This window comes from Plectonema cf. radiosum LEGE 06105, assembly GCF_015207665.1.
GTDB classification, from domain to species: Bacteria; Cyanobacteriota; Cyanobacteriia; order Cyanobacteriales; family Nostocaceae; genus Rivularia; species Rivularia radiosa_A.
In genome coordinates this window covers 24,413-44,654 of the sequence record NZ_JADEWL010000010.1, presented here as the reverse complement: position 1 = coordinate 44,654, position 20,242 = coordinate 24,413, and the positions used below count along the sequence as shown (strand labels likewise).

At 38.3% G+C, this 20,242-nt stretch carries 20 protein-coding genes; 10 read left to right on the top strand and 10 right to left on the bottom strand.

Annotation, left to right across the window (positions count from 1 at the left end):
- The first annotated feature begins 171 nt into the window (after positions 1-171).
- Complete coding sequence (locus IQ247_RS05025) at positions 172-609, top strand: arsenate-mycothiol transferase ArsC (RefSeq protein WP_193917664.1); 438 nt, start codon at positions 172-174, stop codon at positions 607-609.
- A 70-nt stretch (positions 610-679) separates the two neighbouring features.
- On the opposite strand, the gene IQ247_RS05020 is transcribed toward IQ247_RS05025, so the two are convergent.
- The 3 genes from IQ247_RS05020 to IQ247_RS05010 all read right to left on the bottom strand — a co-directional run bounded on the left by IQ247_RS05020 (position 680) and on the right by IQ247_RS05010 (position 3,818).
- Entirely contained in the window at positions 680-1,468 is a 789-nt protein-coding gene (locus tag IQ247_RS05020) for an FHA domain-containing protein (protein ID WP_193917662.1), read from the bottom strand.
- Positions 1,469-1,608: 140 nt separating this feature from the next.
- On the bottom strand, positions 1,609-2,883 hold the full coding sequence (locus tag IQ247_RS05015) for a DNA double-strand break repair nuclease NurA (protein ID WP_193917660.1): 1,275 nt from the start codon (positions 2,881-2,883) through the stop codon (positions 1,609-1,611).
- Positions 2,884-3,023: 140 nt separating this feature from the next.
- Positions 3,024-3,818: an HAD family hydrolase gene (locus tag IQ247_RS05010; RefSeq protein WP_193917658.1), complete on the bottom strand. Its 795-nt coding sequence runs from the start codon at positions 3,816-3,818 to the stop codon at positions 3,024-3,026.
- Positions 3,819-4,105: 287 nt separating this feature from the next.
- On the opposite strand from IQ247_RS05010, the gene IQ247_RS05005 reads away from it, so the two are divergent.
- The 3 genes from IQ247_RS05005 (at position 4,106) to IQ247_RS05000 (ending at position 6,810) form a co-directional block, all read left to right on the top strand.
- Positions 4,106-4,921, top strand: coding sequence for an RNA-guided endonuclease InsQ/TnpB family protein (locus tag IQ247_RS05005; protein ID WP_322745427.1), 816 nt, complete (start codon positions 4,106-4,108; stop codon positions 4,919-4,921).
- A gap of 4 nt (positions 4,922-4,925) precedes the next feature.
- Positions 4,926-5,345: a zinc ribbon domain-containing protein gene (locus IQ247_RS33740; protein ID WP_322745426.1), complete on the top strand. Its 420-nt coding sequence runs from the start codon at positions 4,926-4,928 to the stop codon at positions 5,343-5,345.
- 271 nt (positions 5,346-5,616) lie between these two features.
- Positions 5,617-6,810 (top strand): DUF4336 domain-containing protein, encoded by a 1,194-nt coding sequence (locus IQ247_RS05000; protein WP_228059494.1) that lies wholly within the window; start codon positions 5,617-5,619, stop codon positions 6,808-6,810.
- Here IQ247_RS05000 and IQ247_RS04995 read toward each other — a convergent pair.
- The 4 genes from IQ247_RS04995 to IQ247_RS04980 all read right to left on the bottom strand — a co-directional run bounded on the left by IQ247_RS04995 (position 6,807) and on the right by IQ247_RS04980 (position 10,093).
- Positions 6,807-7,409 (bottom strand): hypothetical protein, encoded by a 603-nt coding sequence (locus IQ247_RS04995; RefSeq protein WP_193917656.1) that lies wholly within the window; start codon positions 7,407-7,409, stop codon positions 6,807-6,809. The genes IQ247_RS05000 and IQ247_RS04995 overlap by 4 nt on opposite strands.
- Positions 7,410-7,564: 155 nt before the next feature.
- The gene (locus tag IQ247_RS04990; protein WP_193917654.1) at positions 7,565-8,569 is read right to left on the bottom strand and encodes a protochlorophyllide reductase; all 1,005 of its coding nucleotides are present in this window, start codon (positions 8,567-8,569) and stop codon (positions 7,565-7,567) included.
- Positions 8,570-8,814: 245 nt separating this feature from the next.
- Positions 8,815-9,210 (bottom strand): KTSC domain-containing protein, encoded by a 396-nt coding sequence (locus IQ247_RS04985; RefSeq protein WP_193917652.1) that lies wholly within the window; start codon positions 9,208-9,210, stop codon positions 8,815-8,817.
- A gap of 346 nt (positions 9,211-9,556) precedes the next feature.
- Positions 9,557-10,093 (bottom strand): nucleotidyltransferase family protein, encoded by a 537-nt coding sequence (locus IQ247_RS04980; protein ID WP_193917650.1) that lies wholly within the window; start codon positions 10,091-10,093, stop codon positions 9,557-9,559.
- Positions 10,094-10,322: 229 nt separating this feature from the next.
- Here IQ247_RS04980 and msrA point away from each other — a divergent pair, with 229 nt between their 5' ends.
- Complete coding sequence (gene msrA / locus IQ247_RS04975; RefSeq protein ID WP_193917649.1) at positions 10,323-10,799, top strand: peptide-methionine (S)-S-oxide reductase MsrA; 477 nt, start codon at positions 10,323-10,325, stop codon at positions 10,797-10,799.
- A gap of 108 nt (positions 10,800-10,907) precedes the next feature.
- Here msrA and IQ247_RS04970 read toward each other — a convergent pair whose 3' ends face one another.
- Complete coding sequence (locus IQ247_RS04970) at positions 10,908-11,792, bottom strand: class I SAM-dependent methyltransferase (RefSeq protein WP_193917647.1); 885 nt, start codon at positions 11,790-11,792, stop codon at positions 10,908-10,910.
- A 497-nt stretch (positions 11,793-12,289) separates the two neighbouring features.
- Here IQ247_RS04970 and IQ247_RS04965 point away from each other — a divergent pair, with 497 nt between their 5' ends.
- The 3 genes from IQ247_RS04965 to leuD all read left to right on the top strand — a co-directional run bounded on the left by IQ247_RS04965 (position 12,290) and on the right by leuD (position 15,105).
- Complete coding sequence (locus tag IQ247_RS04965) at positions 12,290-12,862, top strand: HPF/RaiA family ribosome-associated protein (RefSeq protein WP_193917645.1); 573 nt, start codon at positions 12,290-12,292, stop codon at positions 12,860-12,862.
- A 147-nt stretch (positions 12,863-13,009) separates the two neighbouring features.
- Entirely contained in the window at positions 13,010-14,416 is a 1,407-nt protein-coding gene (leuC, locus tag IQ247_RS04960; RefSeq protein WP_193917643.1) for a 3-isopropylmalate dehydratase large subunit, read from the top strand.
- A 92-nt stretch (positions 14,417-14,508) separates the two neighbouring features.
- Positions 14,509-15,105 carry a 3-isopropylmalate dehydratase small subunit gene (gene leuD, locus IQ247_RS04955; RefSeq protein ID WP_193917641.1) on the top strand — a complete coding sequence of 199 codons (597 nt, stop codon included), beginning with the start codon at positions 14,509-14,511 and terminating at the stop codon, positions 15,103-15,105.
- A gap of 189 nt (positions 15,106-15,294) precedes the next feature.
- Here the strand turns inward: leuD and ruvC are convergent, their stop codons facing one another.
- Positions 15,295-15,786, bottom strand: coding sequence for a crossover junction endodeoxyribonuclease RuvC (ruvC, locus tag IQ247_RS04950; protein ID WP_193917639.1), 492 nt, complete (start codon positions 15,784-15,786; stop codon positions 15,295-15,297).
- A 181-nt stretch (positions 15,787-15,967) separates the two neighbouring features.
- On the opposite strand from ruvC, the gene IQ247_RS04945 reads away from it, so the two are divergent.
- Together IQ247_RS04945 and tsaE are read left to right on the top strand one after the other, a co-directional pair.
- Positions 15,968-17,377: a gluconeogenesis factor YvcK family protein gene (locus tag IQ247_RS04945; protein ID WP_193917637.1), complete on the top strand. Its 1,410-nt coding sequence runs from the start codon at positions 15,968-15,970 to the stop codon at positions 17,375-17,377.
- 212 nt (positions 17,378-17,589) lie between these two features.
- The gene (tsaE, locus tag IQ247_RS04940; RefSeq protein WP_228059489.1) at positions 17,590-18,090 is read left to right on the top strand and encodes a tRNA (adenosine(37)-N6)-threonylcarbamoyltransferase complex ATPase subunit type 1 TsaE; all 501 of its coding nucleotides are present in this window, start codon (positions 17,590-17,592) and stop codon (positions 18,088-18,090) included.
- Between the two features lie 817 nt (positions 18,091-18,907).
- Here the strand turns inward: tsaE and IQ247_RS04935 are convergent.
- Positions 18,908-20,227, bottom strand: coding sequence for a dihydroorotase (locus IQ247_RS04935; protein ID WP_193917635.1), 1,320 nt, complete (start codon positions 20,225-20,227; stop codon positions 18,908-18,910).
- Positions 20,228-20,242 lie beyond the last annotated feature (15 nt).

Genomic DNA, 20,242 nt, shown 5'->3' with positions numbered 1-20,242 from the left:
CTCAGATTCAACATCTCTAAATACAAAAAAATAATTATAAAACCCGACTTCTTAGTCACTACGAATGAAGTGATAAAAAAAAGAATATTTTTTGTGATTAAAAATGCAAGAAATGAAAGCTATTTAGCTTTAAACTTTTTGAGACACCGAAAACAAAAACATTCTATCTATATGAAAAAAGTTCTATTTCTTTGTACTGGGAATTATTTCCGTAGCCGTTTTGCAGAACTCCTGTTTAATGATTTAGCCAGAAAGCAAGGACTAGAATGGGAAGCTGATTCACGAGGTATCGCTTTAGGTCGAGGAATACCAACTATTGGGGCTATTTCTTGGTTTACAATCAGAAAACTTCAAAGTCAGGGAGTAATTCTTCCTAAAACACAACGAAATCCAATACAAGTCAATAATGAAGATTTTCAGACTGCTGAGATTATAATTGCTATGAATGAAGCTGAACATCGTCCTCTAATGTTGAAAAGATTTCCTGAGTGGGTAGATAAAGTTGAATACTGGAATATTCGTGATTCTCATCAAGGATTACCAACCATTGCTCTGAGAAAATTAGAGAATAATATAATTCAATTAATCGAAAGATTAGCCAGCAGCTAAAACAGTATTTCAAACTACAAAATCCATAACTTAGTAAAACTTAGGAGTAAAAACTAGATAATTTTGATGATTATTCTTTTCTTCCTTTAAGGGAATTCAAACCATAACCAAAGACTGTCCCGGTTTTAAATAATTTATATCCCATAAATATCAAGCTAGCTGATAAGAGGACAGCTAAAAGATTAAACGAAGCGAATAGTCTACCAGAAAAGACGATTAATGCAGTTCCGAGTCCGATTAAAACCCATCCCCAATTACGATTAATGCGACGCTGCAAGAGAATTACAACTCCCCCAATCAATAATAAAATAGTTGAAATACCAACACCAATACCAATTCGAGTATTTGCAGCGAAGATTAACATTCCTACAACCATCAATGTTAAACCAACAAATTTACTTTTACCGTCTACTAATTGTACTTGCTGCCTGTTATTGATACGTTGATGTTGGATAGTGGTAGGTTGATTACTTTCTACAATCGCAGTATGTTTACTTTGCTGTTTGTATTGGAATATAAAAGTTACTTTCTTATCGTAACCGAGGTCAATTCGATCTCCTAGTTGGAGTGGGTAGCGTGTCCGGGCTTCCAGCTTATTGTCATTAATAAAAGTACCGTTAGAACTACCCACATCGATTAAATAATAAGTATTACCTTCGACAAGAATCTCTGCGTGGACTCGCGAAACAATATCAGCAGAAGGTAAACCCAAAACATCAATATCAATAGGAACCTGTTCGTTTGACTTCCCCATACGAATAACTGGATAATTCTGGGGAATTTCAAAGGAAGTATTGCTTTGGGTATGAAACAGCTCTAAACCCAGCCCTGTTATTTGTAAAGTACCTAAATTTTGCATTTTCAGGGACGATATGATATTTGTATTTATTTGACAACTATTGTAACGAGAAAAATAGGTTAAAGGTTATAGGTCAAAGGGAACGTGACTATTCCCAATCACTCAATTTACTGTTAACTGTCAACTAACTCCTTTCCTAATTAAGCAATACTTCCTCTCTTCCGTGCTTCCTTGTAAGAAGTTCCGACATTTTTTAACCCAGCTTTAATCATTTGTCGTTCTAATAAACCGAAGAAACGAGAGCGATCGCCACCTCTGACAACCGCTTGATTGTGAGCTTCTGCTAAAGCCACTGGATAACCATATCCTTTATGAACTTGCGCTAACATCAACCCCAAAGATTCCTCAAACATTTCGGTATTTTCTACTACCCATTGGGGAAATTCTATCCGTGCTATTTCCGTACCGACGTGAACGTAGCAAAAGTAAATTTGCTGGTCTTCGTATAAATCTAAAATTCGCGAATTACTACGCCACAAAGGACTCCGCTGTCCCGGTTTAAGTTGAGTTGACCACAAAGTACTATCTCGTAATCCTTCAAAAACTTTACAAGGAATCTTCTCCATTTGATTGGGGCAAAAACTGATACAATCTGGTGCTTGATGAGGACAAGCAGACAACCGAAAAAAATTCATTCCCTCAATACTCCGTGAAGCACTCAAATAACCCATCAAAGGAATGCCCGCATCTCGTAAATCCTTCCAAGACTGCAAAATCGGCGGTAAAATATGGTCTCTAGCGTCAAAAGGTAATTGTTCCAAAAACCAGTAAATCAGCGAACCATCTACCATCGCTAAATTTGGTACCCTTTCCGCAACAGATTTAGATGCAGAAATATTCCCCTTGTCTCCTTGCCCCCCTATTTCCTTATCCATCCATCCCTTTGTCGCCTCATCCCTTTGTCCCTTCTCCGTTGCTGCAATAGCCAATTCCGACAATACCACCGCTTCACTTGCGGTGCGTCGGTAACTCATCCACTCTTCGGTTCTAATTCCCCATTGACGAGACATATATAAATCTTCGGGACGGTAAAATATCTCCGGCAAACTATCTAGAAGTGGGTGTTTATTTTGTCCATAATGTAAGACTACTCTACCGATATTTAGGAGATAGCAATAAGCAATTTCGTGATGGTTAGGAGCAATTTGAGAACCATCAGTAGCAATTACAGTATGAGTTTTTGGAGGAACCATAATATCAATACAAGTATGTAGCGGTTCCACGGGAGTTGCATTTGCAAACAAAATACGATCACGCCATTTCTGTTGGATTTTAACTAACTCATCTTGATTGGAAAAAGCATCCTCAAGATGTTTTTGGGCTAATTGCAAACGTTGACGATTTGCTTCAGCTTCAGCCGTCAAATGTTGACTCAAACCACGCATTTGTCCCGCAAGTTTACTAAGGTCTAGCATAATGAGTTAAAGGTTAGGGGTTAGGGGTTAGGAGTTAGGAGTTAGGAGTTAGGAGTTAGGGGTTAGGAGTTAGGGGTTAGGAGTTTTGAGTTAGTTGTTGGTGGTTAGTTGTCAACTGTCAACTGTCAACTGTCAATTATTCAAGATTGCCATTTATCAAAATCTTGGACAAATTGAGCTAGCGATATTAATTGAATTCGCATATCTTTTTTCGCGGTTTCTCTATGTTTCGGGGTATTATAACCCCAATCGGCAAGAAACAATTCTACATCTTCTAAATCTGGTTGCTCCTTAACTTTTTGTAACGTTTGTATCCGGTCTTCGATAAACCATAAACTAACTGTTAAATCATTGGCTTCTTGCTTTAATTCTCGCAAAATTTCGTATTTGGGACGTTTTTCTTCTTTGCCAAAAATTGCTTCTTGTGGTAAATCGAAGCCTGCTTTATGCAATAATTCTTTGACAAAACGTCCTTCTTTAGTAGTTACTATATATAAAGCAATTTGAGTATTATAAATACTTTGAATTTTTTCTACTACTCCCGGATAAAACTTGTGTAAATTCAGCCAACCATTTTTATCTGTGGCTATCCATTCATCTCGCTGTTTGTCTAACATTCCAGCAATTTCTTGAGCAACAAAATCCTCTTGTCGAAGAATTTTATGGGATATATCACCCCACTCTTGCAGAATTTTATCTTCTTCAAATCCTTCTAATAATGCTTTAATTAAAACAGGCATTTCCCAACCCGTCTCAATTACTGGTCGCAGACGATAGAATTTATTCGCTAAATCTTCTGTTTGATTTTGATTTTGATTAGCACAAGACCAAAATTTGCAGTAAGTACGCCAAGCTACCTGAAAGTATTCTATCAGTCCGTTACAGATTACACCGTCAAAGTCCAATGCCAAAATTGTCGGGCTAATTGCTGTCATTTTCTGAATTCGCGAAACTGCTTTTGTCAGCTTATCGAATTTGTCTGAAATCTGTGTCTTTATTTTTGAAATTTTACCTTAAACAGCAAGAAGGCTCACACCTACCCTCTGGGGGAGGTGTTGAGATGAATTGCTCCTGATTGCGAGTTGCGTAGTTTGAATGCATTTGAGCGAAGCGAGAACAAAGAAAACTACAGCGACGAGACGAGCAAAATATTTGTTTTTAAGTAACACACTATCTCAAATATGTGTTATCATGAATAAGTAAACACGGTAAGGTCGATACCATGTATAGAGCAGTTAAAGTTAGAATTTATCCGACAGACGCGCAAGAAACCTATCTTTCCCAATGTTTTGGGAATACCCGTTGGTTGTGGAACTATATGCTTAACAAGACTTCCACAACGTATAAAGAGACAGGGAAAGGTCTTTCTAAAGCGGCAATGGATAAATTGCTTCCGGGATTAAAAAAAGAATATGAATGGTTAGGACTTGCATACAGTCAAGTATTGCAACGAGTCACATTTAATCTTTCTAGCGCGTTTGTCAATTTTTTTGAGGGTCGCGCTAAATACCCTAACTTTAAATCTAAACATGGTAAACAATCTATTCAATATCCCCAAAACGTTAAGTTAATTCCAGAAGATTCTGTCATTAAGTTTCCCGGTACATTGGGGTTGATTAAAACTGTGTTTCACAAACAACTACCGTCTGGCAAATTCACGACTGTAACAATATCAAGAAACGCAGATGGTAAGTATTATGCTTCTATTTTATTTAGCCAGGAAGATACGCCAGTAGTAGCAATTAGAGAAGCTATAGGTGTTGATTTAGGGTTAAAAAACTTTGCTATAACCTCGTCCGGTTCTAAGTATGACCTTCCCAAAAAACAATTAGCTAAATTAGAAAAGAATAGAAAGCGTAAACAGAAAAAACTAGCTAAAAAGACGGATAAAAAATCTAACAAGCGTCGTAAAATCAAACGGTTAGTTGCAAAAGTCTCTAGCAAAATCGCTAGGGTTAGAGAAGATTTTCTACACAAGCTATCTCGCTGTCCGAGCATACGAAAACCAAGTTATTTGTGTGGAAGATTTAGCAGTTAAGAACATGGTTAAAAATCCGAACTTGGCAAAAGCAATATCTGACCAAGGATGGGGAATGTTTCAAACCATGCTCAAATATAAAGCTGAGAGATTCGGTCATACCTATATTGAAATAGGTCGTTTCTTCCCATCTTCTCAACTTTGTAGCGAGACGCTACTACCAATCCCAATGCTACAGAAAGGATATGATTCCTTGGGTGTGAGGTTTGTAGATTGTCCGCACTGCAACAAACAGCATGATAGAGATATCAATGCTGCAATAAATATTAGGAATGAAGGATTGCGAATTTTGGCGTTAGGAACTAGCGCTTCTGCCCTTGGAGGGGATGTAAGACCAAAATCTTCGGGACGTAAAAAATCTACGAAGGTCGAGGCAATCCCCAATGAATTGGGAAGCCTACACGCTCTCCGAAGGTCAGTGTAGGTAGTTCACCCATTAATTAACAGGTGTAAACTTGGCTGCATCATCGCGTTCAACTATATACATACTAGAGAACATACGGAATTTCCGGCTGTGATGAGGTACACCCGTAGCGGGCTGTCCGGCCCGCACTACAAAAGCTATATTGTACTTAAACAACGAAAACAAACTAAATCAAATCATGATTTGCTAAACTCCATATTCTCAGGACAAGATAGATATAAGAAAATTGTCTATTTTTCGCCCGATTCGTGGAATGATACAACAAACGACGATGAAAATGCTCCAAAGGTCAGAACAACCAAGCAATACTCAAGACTATTCATGGCGCTTTTGGTTTACTTTGCCAATTTACCCATTTGGTAAACGGCGCACAATCCGTAAAGAAGTAGTCAAGGATACTATTTGGACTTTTGATCAGCTTCAAGGCATTTTCTACGTTGTTGTCCCCATCCGCATGACTGTTGTCAAGTTAAATGAAGGTGGTTTACTTGTTTATGCACCAGTAGCACCAACTCCAGAATGTGTTCGTCTTGTGGAAGAATTAGTGGCGGAGCATGGCAAGATAAAGTATATAATATTGCCCACCATATCGGGCTTAGAACATAAAGTATTTGTCGGTCCCTTTGCCAGACGTTTTGCCGATTCACAGGTATTTGTTGCACCCAAACAATGGAGTTTTCCTGTAAATCTTCCCTTGAGTTGGTTGGGTATACCTGGAAAACGTACTCAAGTACTTGCAGAAGACAGCAGTAAAATACCTTTCGCGAACGAATTTGACCACTCCATTCTTGGTCCCATCGAACTAGGGCTGGGTAGATTCGCTGAGGTCGCATTGTTCCATAAATCATCAAAAACTCTTTTAGTTACGGATTCAATCGTTTCCGTCCCCGAACAACCTCCCGCAATTATTCAATTAGACTCATACCCTTTACTATTCCACGCTAAAGATAAAGCAACCGATATTATTGCAAATACTCCAGAAAACCGTCGCAAAGGATGGCAACGTATCGCTTTATTTGCCTTATATTTCCGCCCCAGCGTCTTAGATTTACCCAAATGGAGGGAAGTATTCCGTAATGCGTTTCAAGCCTCAGAACGTTCTAAGAACGCTTACTTTGGTTTATATCCTTTTCAATGGAAATCAAATTGGCAGCGTTGCTTTGATGCGTTACACGGGGATGGTAGATTATTCGTAGCACCAATTTTACAAACTTTAATTCTCAACCGCGCACCATCCGAAACTATTGCATGGGCTGATAAAGTTGCTAATTGGGACTTTAAACGAATAATTCCCTGTCATTTTGATGCACCAATAGAAGCAACACCCTATCAATTTAGACAAGCATTTTCGTTTTTAGAAAAATATAGTAATAGTATTTTACCTCAAGAAGATTTTCAGCTTTTAGAAGAGATTGATGCTACTTTGAATAAATTAGGAATACCTCCAGCAAAGGAGAAGGTTTAATTTTGTCTGAGTGCATTTATTAATATTCCTAAAATTTTTTCAATATCTTGAATATAATATTCACTTAGATCAATATAAATATTATCATCTTCTAATCTTAAAAACTGCCAAATCGTTCCAATCGATATTACACCATAAATACTTCTAATTGTATTTCCCTGCATTTGATTAAATAGCTGGGCTGCAATCATTTCTGCAATACACTGACCCAATCCAGATTTGAGATTTTCATTTTTTGCTTCAACTAGAGTAATTGCAGGTGCGCGGATAAAAAGCTGTTCTTGAGAAAGACTAATCAGAAAGTCACAGAAGCCATTTAATCCTTTTGCACTATCGACATTAAAATCTACTCCTGAAAATAAACTGATTTTGTTATCAAGTTTACGCCTAACCTCAAGTAATATGGGACTAATTATCATTTCAGAACGGGCTTTTTCTGTATTGATTGCAATTGCTAAATCTACATTTTCTTTAAGAATAGTTGAAAGTAAGTCGCTACATTTTTCTTCGGGAAAATGAGCAAATATTCTGGAACCTTCATGAACTGTTAATCCAAAACTTTGGATAACTTGAGCTAATTTAAAATCACTATAAGCCATTTTGTAAATTCACTTATCTAACTTAACTTAATGAAAAATTACAAATGTTGAGGATTTTATCGTAGCTTGAATATCGCGATCGCAAAGTAATCGACTAACCATAAATTAATAAAATACATTCCCAAGGCAAAGCTTGGGAACGATAACGTCAAACTTCACACAGTACTCGCAGCAGCACCTACTGCTTGCTCACCTGCAATTCCCACTAATTTCGCGCTTAATTCCCACAAACGTTGTGCTTTATCATCATCCAAGGCTTCGTTAGAAACTTCTTGCTCAAAAGATTTTCTACCTTCCTTCTGACGATTTCCCCAACTATAATAAGAACCAGATTTATTATATTCTGGGTCTGCAACTACTGCTGCAACTCTTTCACCAGCCAGTTCTTCAGATACATATCCGCCGGTGATATTCTTTTGAAATAGAGGAAATATTTTCTGAAATAGGGAATAGTGATTGCGGAATAAAGCAGTTTCAGCAACGCATCCGGGATACAGTGAACTAAACACAATTCCTGTGGAATCATGATAGCGTCTGTGTAATTCCCGCATAGTCAAAACGTTACAAAGTTTACTATCTTTATAAGCTTTCCCCGCTTTGAATTTCTTACCGTTAATCATCGCAATCGGTGCTTTGAAACCGGATTCAAAACCTTTTAAATCTCCTAAATCTGGAGGCGCGGGAATGGGAATCTTTCCTCCCAACTCTTTGGGATTTGCTGTTACTGTTCCTAAAATCACTAACCTGGGTTGAGAAGCAGATGATTTTTGCAAATCTTCCAACATCAAGTTACATAATAAGAAATGTCCCAGGTGATTTGTCGCAACACTTAACTCATATCCATCTTCACTCCGCATCGGTTCCTTTAACAAAGGTAAATACACCGCAGCGTTACACACCAAAGCATCCAGGGATTTACCGCTTTCCCGAAAATTATTCACAAATTGACGCACGCTATTTAAAGATGCCAAATCGAGATGCATAATAGTGTAGCTCTCAGGTGACATTCCCACCTCATTAGCTACTGTTTGAGTCTTTTCTAAATTGCGACAAGCCATTACTACGTGCCATCCTTTTTTAGCAAGGGCTTTCGCAGCATACAAGCCAACTCCAGAGGAAGCACCCGTGATGACAACCGTTGATTTGTAATTTTGTTCCATATTCTTAAAACTCTATTTATCAACGTTAGTTATACTAATGTTCTCATAACTCGTTTAATTACTATCACTATTGTTAAGAGTACTTAACGATTATCTGACATCAAACTACTCCAATTGCAAAAGTAAAGGCTAATCGCTTTAAAAACAATTAGCCGTGGCACCAGGAAACTTTAAAATTTTAATTTAATTGATATATTTCAAACTGTTGTAGAGTAAGCATTATATCCCCTCGAATGTACAACAGTTCAATAAAAATTATCTATACGTTGAGATTGGTATCTACTCTTAATATTCTGATTGAAATACCTACCCACTGCATCGGATGCATCCTCATCTATATCTGAATATTCATATACCGCACCACTATTAAACTCTATCTGTAAAACTTCATTCTCAGAGTCGTATCCAACAGCGTTTGCCATTGTTGAGGCTATTGGTAACATAGCAAACTCTTGTTCCTCTAACAATGGTGGAACTTCCGCAATTAATTCATTTAAATCCTGCAATCCTTCATAAGCTTGTATTGGTGCGGGTATCTCCAATAGCTCCAGTTCGTCACCTCTATCAATTAATAATTGTAAGTATCCGTCAGAGTGAGCTATACCTAATAAATTACTTAAATCGAGCTTGCTAAACTTCATCTATTATGCTCTCCTATTAACAGATATAAGTGGAATTTCTCAATCCCAATTATTGATTAATAGTACATTAGTATCATATTATTATTTTGAAGTCAACAGCGATTAGAAATTCGGTATGGGGTATGGGAGTTAGGAGTTAAAGAAAGCGGAGAAAGCAATTTTAAATTTCCGTCCCCTTATCTTCCTTTTCGAGTATCACAGAAGTCGGGTTTTGAGGATAAATCTCTGTAGTAACAGACAATAGTTATAAAAACCCGACTTCTAACCCCAGGAAAAATCAAGGTTTTGCAGCTTGCTTATGATTTAACCAGTGATAGAAGCAGCGAACATCGAACTCACCTTAAATTCACACCAACCGCAAACAAGGACATTTCTGCAAATACCCATCGGCTTTAAGCTGTGCATCTGGATTATCTATATTTGCTGGAGTTGGGCGGATAATACCATTAAATAAATCGTCTAAACCATAAGGAGTGAAAAATTCCCATTCTCCTTGAGTATTTAAACGTACACCGATGGCTGCTGTCGTGTGCAGCCAATTTTTGATACCGTCTTCAGTGCTAGTGTAAATTTTTCTACCAGAACGCCATCGGCCAAAGCTGGCTTGATTTTTGATATCGAATAGATAGTCTGGAAATACAGTATTTAAAGCTGCTTTCGCGGTTAATTCTTGATTGCGCTCGCCATTTTCGTCAAAGAATGCAATATCAAAGTCTTTGATAAACAGTTTACAGTTTTCGCCAAAAATTGAACGCCAAACTGTGTTTCGTACAGCACCTCCAGCTAACCACCAATTAGGAAGGTTGAGTTGAGATATGGGACTTAGTACAGCACCAACAGTCGAATTAGTCAGAATATTTTGTAGGCGATCGACACCATTCATGATACATAACTGATTTCTATTTATTTGGCAGAGTATATCATTAACGTGAGTACCCCTTAATCACAGAAGTCAAGTTTTTATGATCAATATCGGTAACAAACTCATAACAGTAATAAAAGACTTCTTACTCTATCGAATTCACCTATCATGAGATAAAAATGTAGAAGCGTAGTAAAAACGTGCCAGTTGTGTAAGTCCTAATAATGATTAAAAAATTACAATAATTAAGATGAAAGCTACATTTGGTGCAGGTTGTTTTTGGGGAGTAGAAGCTGCTTTTCGTGGATTAAAGGGTGTGGTTTCTACAACAGTTGGATATATGGGAGGACATTTTGAAAATCCTTGTTATCTTGATGTAGTTTCTAGAATTACCGGACACGCTGAAGTTACACAAATTGAATATGACCCTGGAATTATTAGTTATGAAGAATTATTAGAAGTATTTTGGAAAATCCACGACCCTACAAGCTTAAATCGTCAAGGACCTGATAGGGGAGAACAATATCGTTCTGTAATATTCTTTCATAATTCCGAGCAAGAAGTAATAGCGAGAAATTCAAAACAGCAACTACAAGAGTCTGGGAAATACCAAAAAGATATTGTGACAGAAATTCAACAAAGCCAGGCTTATTGGTTAGCTTTCCAAGAACATCAACAGTATTTTGAGAAGAAGAATCGAGAAGAAATGTTAAGAGTTAGGAGTTAGGATTAGTAAAAGAGAGAAGATTATTGATCAGGAATTATCAAGAAGTCGGGTTTTCCCTTAAATATCTGTAAAACAAGATAATCATTGTAAAAACCCGACTTCTCCTAACTAACTAATACGTCTAGCGATGCACATAATCGATTGTGCAGCTTCTGGAGTGTCTGGATTGATACCTGATAACCGTTGACTTAATCTCAATCTCCAAGAATTCCGACCATTTTTACCCTCAAGTACTTCAGCACCTAAATCGTGACTATGAGGGTACAATTTCACCTCAAAACCCAATGGTTCCAAAGCTTCATAGTACACAGAAGGTGTAATTCCGTCCCCTGGTCTTTGGTTATGAATTTCGGTTTTCCACCGTGCATATCTTTCCTCGTAAGGAATATAATGCTTGCTCCTCAACAGACGATAGAGAGGATATCTAATATCCCGAATAAATAAACCTACTCCTTTTAGATTCCAAGCAGTACGCTGGGGGTCTTGGTCAGTAAATAATAATCCACCAGGACGCACCAACCGCCCAGCTTCTTGCAAAATTCTACCCATATCATCGCAATGATGAACGGTAGCATTTGCAACTACGATATCTGCAAATCCATCTATGAACGGTAAATGATGAGCATCAGTCAAAATTGGTGTATAGCCAACTTCACGAGCCATTTTGAGAGCGCTTGGAGAAATATCAACCCCAATTAAAAGTTTGGGTAGACCACCCAGCGTTGCATAGACATTACCAGGACCGCAACCGATATCTACAACTATTTTGTCATCCCAGCTACCCATTACAGCCTGCCAACGTTCTTTAAACGGTTCGCTGCGATGACTATCTTCAAAATATTCCGATGCCCATTTTGGATGTCCAAAAAAGAAACTGTTAGCCTGCATACCCTTTGTAAAAACTGGAATTGGACAGGTAGGAATATCTCCCCCATCCACCATCGCATCCGAAGCTAGATAAGGTTTCAACCGCGAAAACGCAGAATCTTCCATTATTGTTCCTTAAGTATTATTTGCAGGTTCAGAGTTATATTTAGCACTACTAGTTCATAGTATCAAATATTCGGGTATTCCCCTGGTATGATTTAAGTAATATTACAGAGAAAGATAAAAAGAGTTGATAAAGTTTTTTTTATTTGAAAAAAACAAGTTTAAGAATTAATATTTCAGCTTTTATTTTTTGAAGTAAATTTTATTTTCTTTAATTGGATGTATTGAGATGTTTGTCAAAAATATTTATTTGATACTGCTTTTTATTAAGTTTCAATATTTGTGAAAAATTATGACTTGCCTAAAATCATCAAATAATTTCCCTAAAAAAACTGCTTAATTTGCGATCGAATAATAAAAATTTCCTACGTAAGATAGAAGCCGATTACATAATTATCATCTGTTAGAAAGAAGTATTTATCCTACCGCTTGAACTAAAAAGGAATGGTTTGCCTCAATCGAACGGGGTAAATAGAAACCATATATACAAGTAAAATTTTATGAACATACCAGCAGAAGTAACTTATCGCGGTGTAGAAAAAACAGATGCAATAGACTCATTAGTAAATTCTAAAATTGCCAAATTAGAACAATTTTGCGACCACATTAGTAGTTGTCGCGTAGCCATAGAAAAAACCCACGACCACCCCAGTAGCGGTTCTCCCTATCGAGTGCGTTTAGATATTACCGTACCACCTGCCCACGAACTAGCAGTAGACCGCAGTCCCGATATTGGAATTCAATACGAACCCTTGGATGCAGTAATTCGCCATGCTTTCGATGCGATGCAGCGTCAATTAAAAGAACTTAACGACAGACAGCAAGGTGAAGTTAAAGAGCATCCCCAACAAGCAATGGTAGCGGTTGTCAGTAAACTTTTCCCAGAGCAAGATTACGGCTTTATCAAAACCCTCGATACCGGAAGGGAAATTTACTTTCACCGCAATAGCGTCATTCACGGAGATTTTGAGCGTATAGAAGTTGGTACCGGCGTACAATTTTCCGAAACCCTAGGTGAAATGGGACCCCAAGCAACCACTGTCAGAATTGTAGATACAGTAAGTAACAAATAGGTAATTGGGTATAGACATGAGATAATTATCAACTCCTAACTCTTAACTCCTAACTCCTCACTCCTAACTTTTTCTTTCCATCCCTACCGCCTGTGACCATTTTTTGATAACATCATTAAACCCGATTCTTAACAAACGGATTGATGTATGAGCAAAGGCACTTTATTTGATAAAGTTTGGGATTTACATACAGTTGGTATGCTTGCTTCCGGACAAACGCAACTGTTTATCGGACTGCATCTGATTCATGAAGTGACAAGTCCTCAAGCCTTTGCCATGTTAAAGGAACGGGGTTTGAAAGTGATGTTTCCTCAACGCACGGTGGCAACTGTTGACCATATCGTACCCACTGAAAATCAAGCGCGTCCTTTTGTCGATACTTTGGCTGAAGAAATGATGCAGGCGCTGGAAAATAATTGTCAAGAGAATAAGATTACTTTTTACAATATTGGTACCGGAAACCAAGGCATTGTTCATGTTATCGCCCCAGAATTGGGATTGACACAGCCGGGAATGACTATTGCTTGTGGAGATAGTCACACTTCAACTCATGGTGCATTTGGGGCGATCGCCTTTGGTATTGGCACCTCTCAAGTGCGGGATGTGCTGGCTTCGCAAACCTTAGCGCTATCTAAATTAAAAGTCCGCAAAATTGAAGTAAACGGTAGTTTAAATCCTGGTATTTACGCCAAAGATGTGGTTTTACACATTATCCGCACTCTCGGTGTTAAAGGTGGTGTGGGATATGCTTACGAATTTGCCGGTACCACCTTTGAGCAAATGAACATGGAAGAACGAATGACTGTGTGTAATATGTCCATCGAAGGTGGTGCGAGATGCGGTTACGTTAATCCCGACCAAGTTACTTATGAATACCTTAAAGATAAGGACTTTGCTCCAAAAGGTCAAGATTGGGAGCAAGCCGTTAATTGGTGGAATTCTATCCGTAGTGATGCGGATGCAGAATATGATGATGTCGTAGTATTTGATGCTATTGATATTGCACCTACCGTTACTTGGGGAATCACTCCCGGTCAAGGTATAGGAGTTAATCAAACTGTTCCGTTACCGTCCGAATTACCATCCGATGAACGTTTTCTTGCCGAGGAAGCTTATAGCTACATGGATTTAGCACCCGGTAATCCCATCAAAGGTACAAAAATAGATGTCTGCTTTATTGGTAGCTGCACCAACGGTAGAATCAGCGATTTACGGGAAGCCGCGAAAATTGCCAAAGGACATCAGGTTGCCTCCGGAGTCAAAGCCTTTGTAGTTCCCGGTTCCGAACGAGTCAAAAAACAAGCCGAAGCTGAAGGTTTAGATAAAATCTTTCAAGCTGCCGGATTTGAATGGAGAGAACCCGGATGCTCCATGTGTTTGGCTATGAACCCCGATAAATTGCAGGGAAGACAAATCAGTGCTTCTTCCTCCAACCGCAACTTTAAAGGAAGGCAAGGTTCCTCTTCCGGACGTACATTATTAATGAGTCCAGCAATGGTTGCAGCCGCTGCAATTAAAGGTACCGTTACAGATGTACGTGAATTAGTTAGTTGATAATTGTTAGCTGAAAAGAGAAAGGGAAGAAGTTGAGATGACCTATGCTCATTTCCCAATCCAAAATCCAAAATCTAAAATCCAAAATTGTAATGAGTGAAGTTAAAACAGTTTCCGGAAACGGCATTCCTTTAGTAGGTAACGACATCGATACAGATAGAATCATCCCGGCGCGGTTTTTGCGTTGCGTTACCTTTGATGGTTTGGGAAAATACGCTTTTGAAGATGATAGAAAAGCACTTGCAGGTAAACATCCTTTCGACCAACCGCAGTATCAAAACGCCAATATATTAGTAGTCAATCGCAACTTTGGCTGTGGTTCCTCAAGAGAACACGCACCCCAAGCCCTCGCTAAATGGGGGATAAAAGCTTTAATTGGCGAAAGCTTTGCAGAAATATTTTTTGGTAATTGCGTAGCAATGGGTATTCCTTGTGTTACCGCTGATACTGCTATTGTTCAAGAATTGCAGGTCATGTTAACAGATAATCCCCAAGTAAATATAACGGTAGATTTGCAAATTATGAAAGTGCATTGCGGTGATTTTTCAGCATCCGTAAGCATGGGTGAAGGAGCGAAAAATATGTTTATTTCCGGAACTTGGGATGCTTGCGGACAATTAGTCACAAATGCACCGAAAATTCAACAGACTACAACAAAATTACCCTATATGAATTGGGGAAATTTATAATACAATACAACTCTATTGATTGTAAAAATACACAACTCTAACTTTGTGCGCTACCGTTTCATTACCATGATTTGTTTAGAAAAAAACAAAATTACAAAAATTAATCATTTATTTATCTAAAATTTATCTAAAATTATCGGTGAAATTACTTTAAGTAGCGTAGAAACTATTCATGAACTACATCATATCTTAAGATTGAAACCATGCTGTTAAGGCGATCGCCAAAGCATCAGCGGCATCATCAGGACGAGGAATGTAGTCTAGATCAAGTTCTCGCGCTACTGCTTCTTGGACTTCGGATTTTTCAGCCTTGCCATAACCAGCCAAAGCGAGTTTAATTTGAGCAGGTGCAAATTCTACGATAGGTAAACGATGTTGTCCCAAGACTAACATGATGATTCCTCTAGCTTGAGCAACCAAGATAGTATTTGACATCCGGTAAAAGAAGAATTTTTCAATCGCTACCAAATCTGGTTGGAATTGTTCAATTACAGTATGTAAATCATCATAAAGCGTACATAATCGTTGCTCCAGTGGAGTATTGGCAGGCGTACTTATGACCCCAAAATCTTGTAAAATTACTGAGCCGGAAGGCAAATTAACTTGATTTTTTTGGCATATAATCACTCCAAAACCTAAAATTGCTAATCCTGGATCTAATCCTAAAATTTTTTTTTGCATTTACTTTACAGTATTTTCATATAACTAAAGTGATTTTACTTAATATTTTCGCGAAGTTAATTACATCAGTCCAATCAATTAGATAGAATTAATTATTGTTATAATTCCATTCTTAGATTTGAATGTTCTTAGTGTAAATTTTCAATTAATTATTGTTTAGACCACTGCTTACCATTGCAATATGTCAATTGGTTTTATCAGACAAGCTCTTAACGTCATGCAAGAACAGTCGCGTCGTCGCACTCCTCATCGAGTTAATCAGTGGTTTAAGTGGTTATCCCCTGGGTTATCGGTCAAACGTTGGTTTTTAATGAGTATGGCTGGCGTAGTGCTGGCAAGTCTGGGTTTCGCTATTTGGAGCGGATTAACCCCAATTTATTGGGTACTGGAGTTGATTCGAGGCGCACTCTCGTTAATTACCAATACAATACCTTACTACATCAGTGGACCCGTGGTAATGATTAGCGGTTTATTGTTGTTGCTTTGGGGACAAAGCCGTACTGTTGGTTCGATTACTCGCGTACTACAACCCGAAGGAAATGAAGAATTAGTAGATGTACTCTTAGCTCATCGTAGATTATACAGAGGACCGAAAATTGTTGTCATTGGTGGTGGTACAGGACTTTCCACCTTATTGAGAGGACTCAAAACTTACAGCGCCAATATTACTGCTATTGTGACTGTAGCTGATGACGGTGGTTCATCCGGTCGATTACGTGAAGAATTTGGCGTATTACCACCAGGAGACATTCGTAACTGTTTGGCAGCTTTAGCAGATGAAGAAAAATTATTGACAGAATTGTTTCAATATCGCTTCAGTGCTGGAGATGGTTTAACTGGTCACAGTTTTGGCAATTTGTTCTTAACTGCAATGAGTGAAATTACGGGGGATTTAGAACAAGCCGTTACTGCCAGTTCTAAAGTTCTCGCCATCAGAGGACAAGTACTTCCAGCAACTCTTAGCGATGTTCGTCTCTGGGCTGAACTAGCCGATGGTCGCCGTATTGAGGGTGAATCAAAAATTACCAAAGCTGGAGGTAAAGTTGTTAAAATAGGCTGCACTCCCGCCAATCCACCCGGTTTACCTGCCGCTGTCAAAGCAATTCAAGATGCCGATTACATCATCATGGGACCCGGTAGTCTTTATACCAGCGTCATTCCCAATCTTTTAGTACCCGAAATTGCCAGCGCGATCGCCGCAACATCGGTACCAAAAATATATGTGTGTAATATTATGACTCAGCCGGGAGAAACTCAAGGATATACAGTCGCTAATCACATTCAAGCTATTGATAAAGCTTGCGGACAAAAACTATTTGATGCGGTTTTAGTACACAAAAAATCTCCCACAGTCCGCGCATTGATCCGCTATGCTAAGGAGAATTCCCACCCCGTATTTTTAGATCGCGAAGAAGTAACTATAAGCGGACGCAGAATAGTTTCAGCTAACGTCATGAGCGAAGATGAAATCGGTTGCGTGCGTCACGATCACCAAAAATTAGCGCAAGTTCTGCTACGTTGGTACAGTGGAACTCCCAAAGGAATGCGAAAGTTGTACAAGATTTTTAATAAAGAATCGACAATTAGTTGATCATCAAGTTTATTTCAAAATCAAACAAACAGGCTTAAGCATTCGTGACATTTCCAATACTTCAGATGGGAACATAATTAATCCATAGGGGTAAGTCCGACAAGAATCAATTCTCTGCCCGGAAAAGGCAAAATGCGTCTCCGGAGGAGATACGGAGACGCGGAGGCTCTCAAAATTTTGCTCGGTAATTCTAGAGCGCTTTAGGAGCAAAGATGATAAAAATCCTTCTTGAAGATGCACTCGCAACTCAAAATTTGGGCATTATTCTCGGCAAAACCCTAACTGCCAATAGTATAATTTTACTAGAAGGTGATTTGGGGACGGGTAAAACTACCTTAGTGCAAGGTATAGGTGAAGGTTTGGGTATTAACGAAACAATCGTCAGTCCAACTTTCAATATTATTAATGAATATACTCAAGGACGCTTACCCTTATACCATCTAGATTTATATCGTTTAGAATCTCGCGAAATACTGGGCTTAAACCTCGAAACTTACTGGGAAGCTCTTGAGGTTGCACCGGGAATAGTAGCTATTGAATGGGCGCAACGAATGCCTTATAAACCCTCTTCTTATCTCACCATACATTTAACTGACGACAACCGGGACATTCAAGCGTCTAACTCTTCTATACGCTTTGCCGAAATCACTCCATTTAATTGCACTCTTAGCGAGAAAATTCTGAGTTTAACCGAAGAATATCATTGTCAGTAGCAATATCTCTTCTAAAAAATGAACCCTTAGATATACTCCCACAAGTAATCTAGGTTCCTTCTGTAGTCCGTTCTATCTGCCACTGCCTCGTTCATCAAAAAAAATGCAGCACATTGTAATTATAATCACCTAATAATTGATTTACAAAATAGAAAGACGTATTCATTTTCAGCGCTTATTTTATACTAACTATGACGATTGATTAAGTATCATGCCAAACCAAGTAAGAGTTAACAAGGGAGGATGATACCTTAATTAGTCACAAATTTGTCAAGTATTTTATTTTTAGTGTTTTTTGTCAGTAGATGCTTGTAAATAGTGCTTGTTTACCAAGATTTTTATCATCTTTAACAATCAAGCTTATTTATTTTTGTGTTTAGTTTGACACGTTTATTATTGATATGCCTGAGTAATTGCTCGTAAGAGTAAATGCTAGTAATTTATTGAAAAAAATCAAGTTAATATTAAATTAATCTTTTTGTCTTCAGTAGTTTTGCATACTCTTAATAATTGCATTATCTAGATTTTTGCGGTTTGTCAAATGTCATAAATACTGAAAAAAATAATTTTCAACTATAATTAATCCGATTAAAAGCAGAATATATACTTAAAAAATCACGGTTGAATAAGTTTGGTAATTAGTATAAATAAAAACACTAATGCGATTACGTAAATTTGTTTGGATGAAAAATAGACTATTTGTACCTGTAGTTGACTGAAAGTTTGACTAATTAGTGCCTTCAAATTACTGGTAAACAAAAATAAAGCGCTTGTGTGAAAACCACAAGCGCTTGAAAGCTTTTTACCTGATTACGAGCTAACGCTCAAAACTTAAAGCTCTACCTCTTATAGAGGTATTTAACTCACCTTTGTGATAAACAACTTCACCTCCAACAATAGTTGTTACCGGCCATCCCGTGAGATTCCAGCCTTCAAAAGGACTCCAACCGCATTTAGTCACAAGTTCCTCGCGGCGGACTTTTTTTCGCGAATTTAAATCTACCAACACTAAATCGGCATCATAACCGGGAGAAATTAGCCCTTTATTCGGAATAGAATAAGCAGTAGCAACAGCAGTTGACATCCAGTTAACAACTTGAGCAACAGTACAACGTCCTTCAACTGCGGCAGTTAGCATTAAAGGTAAAGAAGTTTCTACTCCCGGCATTCCCGAAGGACTTTGAGGATAAGTTTGGGCTTTTTCTTCTAAAGTGTGGGGCGCGTGATCAGTTGCGATAAAATCAATCACCCCATCCAACAAAGCCTGCCAAAGTACTTGATTATCATGAGATGTTCGCAAAGGAGGATTCATCTGCGCCAAACTGCCTATTTTTTCGTAAGCAGTCGTATTCAACAATAAATGTTGGGGTGTTACTTCTGCCGTCACCCAACTAGGTTTATCTTCACGAAGTAAATCTGCTTCCTCTGCCGTAGACATATGCAGAATATGTAGGCGGCGACGATATTTTTTAGAAAGTGCTAAAGCTCTTTTTGTTGCTATCAATGCTGCAAGAGAATCTTGTATTTGGGAGTGAATAGCGACATCATGAATATTTGCAAATTCTTCTCTGCGCTGTCTTAACCTAGTTTGGTCTTCTGCATGAACTGCAATTAAGATGTTGCCGTTGGCAAATATCGCTTCTAATATTTCTTGAGGATCTACTAGCAAAGGACCGTGCATCGACCCCATGAAAATCTTGATTCCTGGAGTAGGGCTAGCCTGTAGCAATTCCAACAAATTATCTGAGGTTGCTCCAATAAAAAAGCCATAATTAACAAGACACTTATTAGCAGCACGTTCTAACTTGTCATTTAAAGCAGCTTGACTAATTGTTAAAGGGCGCGTATTTGGCATTTCCAGGAACGAAGTCACTCCTCCCTTGGCACAGGCACAAGAAGCAGTAAATAAGTCTTCTTTATGCTCCAGCCCCGGCTCCCGAAAATGTACTTGTGGATCGATAACTCCTGGCAACAAAGTTAACCCGTCAGCGTCAATTGAACGGGTAGCTGTTTCCTCTATCTCTGATGGTGAAACATTAACAATTTGGCGATCGCGTATCAGCACATCCCCAACGATTGATTCACCATTGGGTAAAATGATATTCGCACGGCGAATTAGTAAACCTTGAGATGACATGAAAATACACCAAAC

Coding starts and splice junctions, on each gene's coding strand:
- ruvC (WP_193917639.1), bottom strand. CDS start 15,786: ATGCAAAAAAAAATTTTAGGATTAGATCCAGGATTAGCAATTTTAGGT.
- IQ247_RS04945 (WP_193917637.1), top strand. CDS start 15,968: ATGTCAATTGGTTTTATCAGACAAGCTCTTAACGTCATGCAAGAACAG.
- IQ247_RS05000 (WP_228059494.1), top strand. CDS start 5,617: ATGAAAATGCTCCAAAGGTCAGAACAACCAAGCAATACTCAAGACTAT.
- IQ247_RS04970 (WP_193917647.1), bottom strand. CDS start 11,792: ATGGAAGATTCTGCGTTTTCGCGGTTGAAACCTTATCTAGCTTCGGAT.
- IQ247_RS04985 (WP_193917652.1), bottom strand. CDS start 9,210: ATGAAGTTTAGCAAGCTCGATTTAAGTAATTTATTAGGTATAGCTCAC.
- IQ247_RS05025 (WP_193917664.1), top strand. CDS start 172: ATGAAAAAAGTTCTATTTCTTTGTACTGGGAATTATTTCCGTAGCCGT.
- msrA (WP_193917649.1), top strand. CDS start 10,323: ATGAAAGCTACATTTGGTGCAGGTTGTTTTTGGGGAGTAGAAGCTGCT.
- IQ247_RS05010 (WP_193917658.1), bottom strand. CDS start 3,818: ATGACAGCAATTAGCCCGACAATTTTGGCATTGGACTTTGACGGTGTA.
- IQ247_RS04935 (WP_193917635.1), bottom strand. CDS start 20,227: ATGTCATCTCAAGGTTTACTAATTCGCCGTGCGAATATCATTTTACCC.
- IQ247_RS04965 (WP_193917645.1), top strand. CDS start 12,290: ATGAACATACCAGCAGAAGTAACTTATCGCGGTGTAGAAAAAACAGAT.
- IQ247_RS05015 (WP_193917660.1), bottom strand. CDS start 2,883: ATGCTAGACCTTAGTAAACTTGCGGGACAAATGCGTGGTTTGAGTCAA.
- IQ247_RS05020 (WP_193917662.1), bottom strand. CDS start 1,468: ATGCAAAATTTAGGTACTTTACAAATAACAGGGCTGGGTTTAGAGCTG.
- IQ247_RS04990 (WP_193917654.1), bottom strand. CDS start 8,569: ATGGAACAAAATTACAAATCAACGGTTGTCATCACGGGTGCTTCCTCT.
- leuC (WP_193917643.1), top strand. CDS start 13,010: ATGAGCAAAGGCACTTTATTTGATAAAGTTTGGGATTTACATACAGTT.
- IQ247_RS05005 (WP_322745427.1), top strand. CDS start 4,106: ATGTATAGAGCAGTTAAAGTTAGAATTTATCCGACAGACGCGCAAGAA.
- IQ247_RS33740 (WP_322745426.1), top strand. CDS start 4,926: ATGGTTAAAAATCCGAACTTGGCAAAAGCAATATCTGACCAAGGATGG.
- leuD (WP_193917641.1), top strand. CDS start 14,509: ATGAGTGAAGTTAAAACAGTTTCCGGAAACGGCATTCCTTTAGTAGGT.
- tsaE (WP_228059489.1), top strand. CDS start 17,590: ATGATAAAAATCCTTCTTGAAGATGCACTCGCAACTCAAAATTTGGGC.
- IQ247_RS04980 (WP_193917650.1), bottom strand. CDS start 10,093: ATGAATGGTGTCGATCGCCTACAAAATATTCTGACTAATTCGACTGTT.
- IQ247_RS04995 (WP_193917656.1), bottom strand. CDS start 7,409: ATGGCTTATAGTGATTTTAAATTAGCTCAAGTTATCCAAAGTTTTGGA.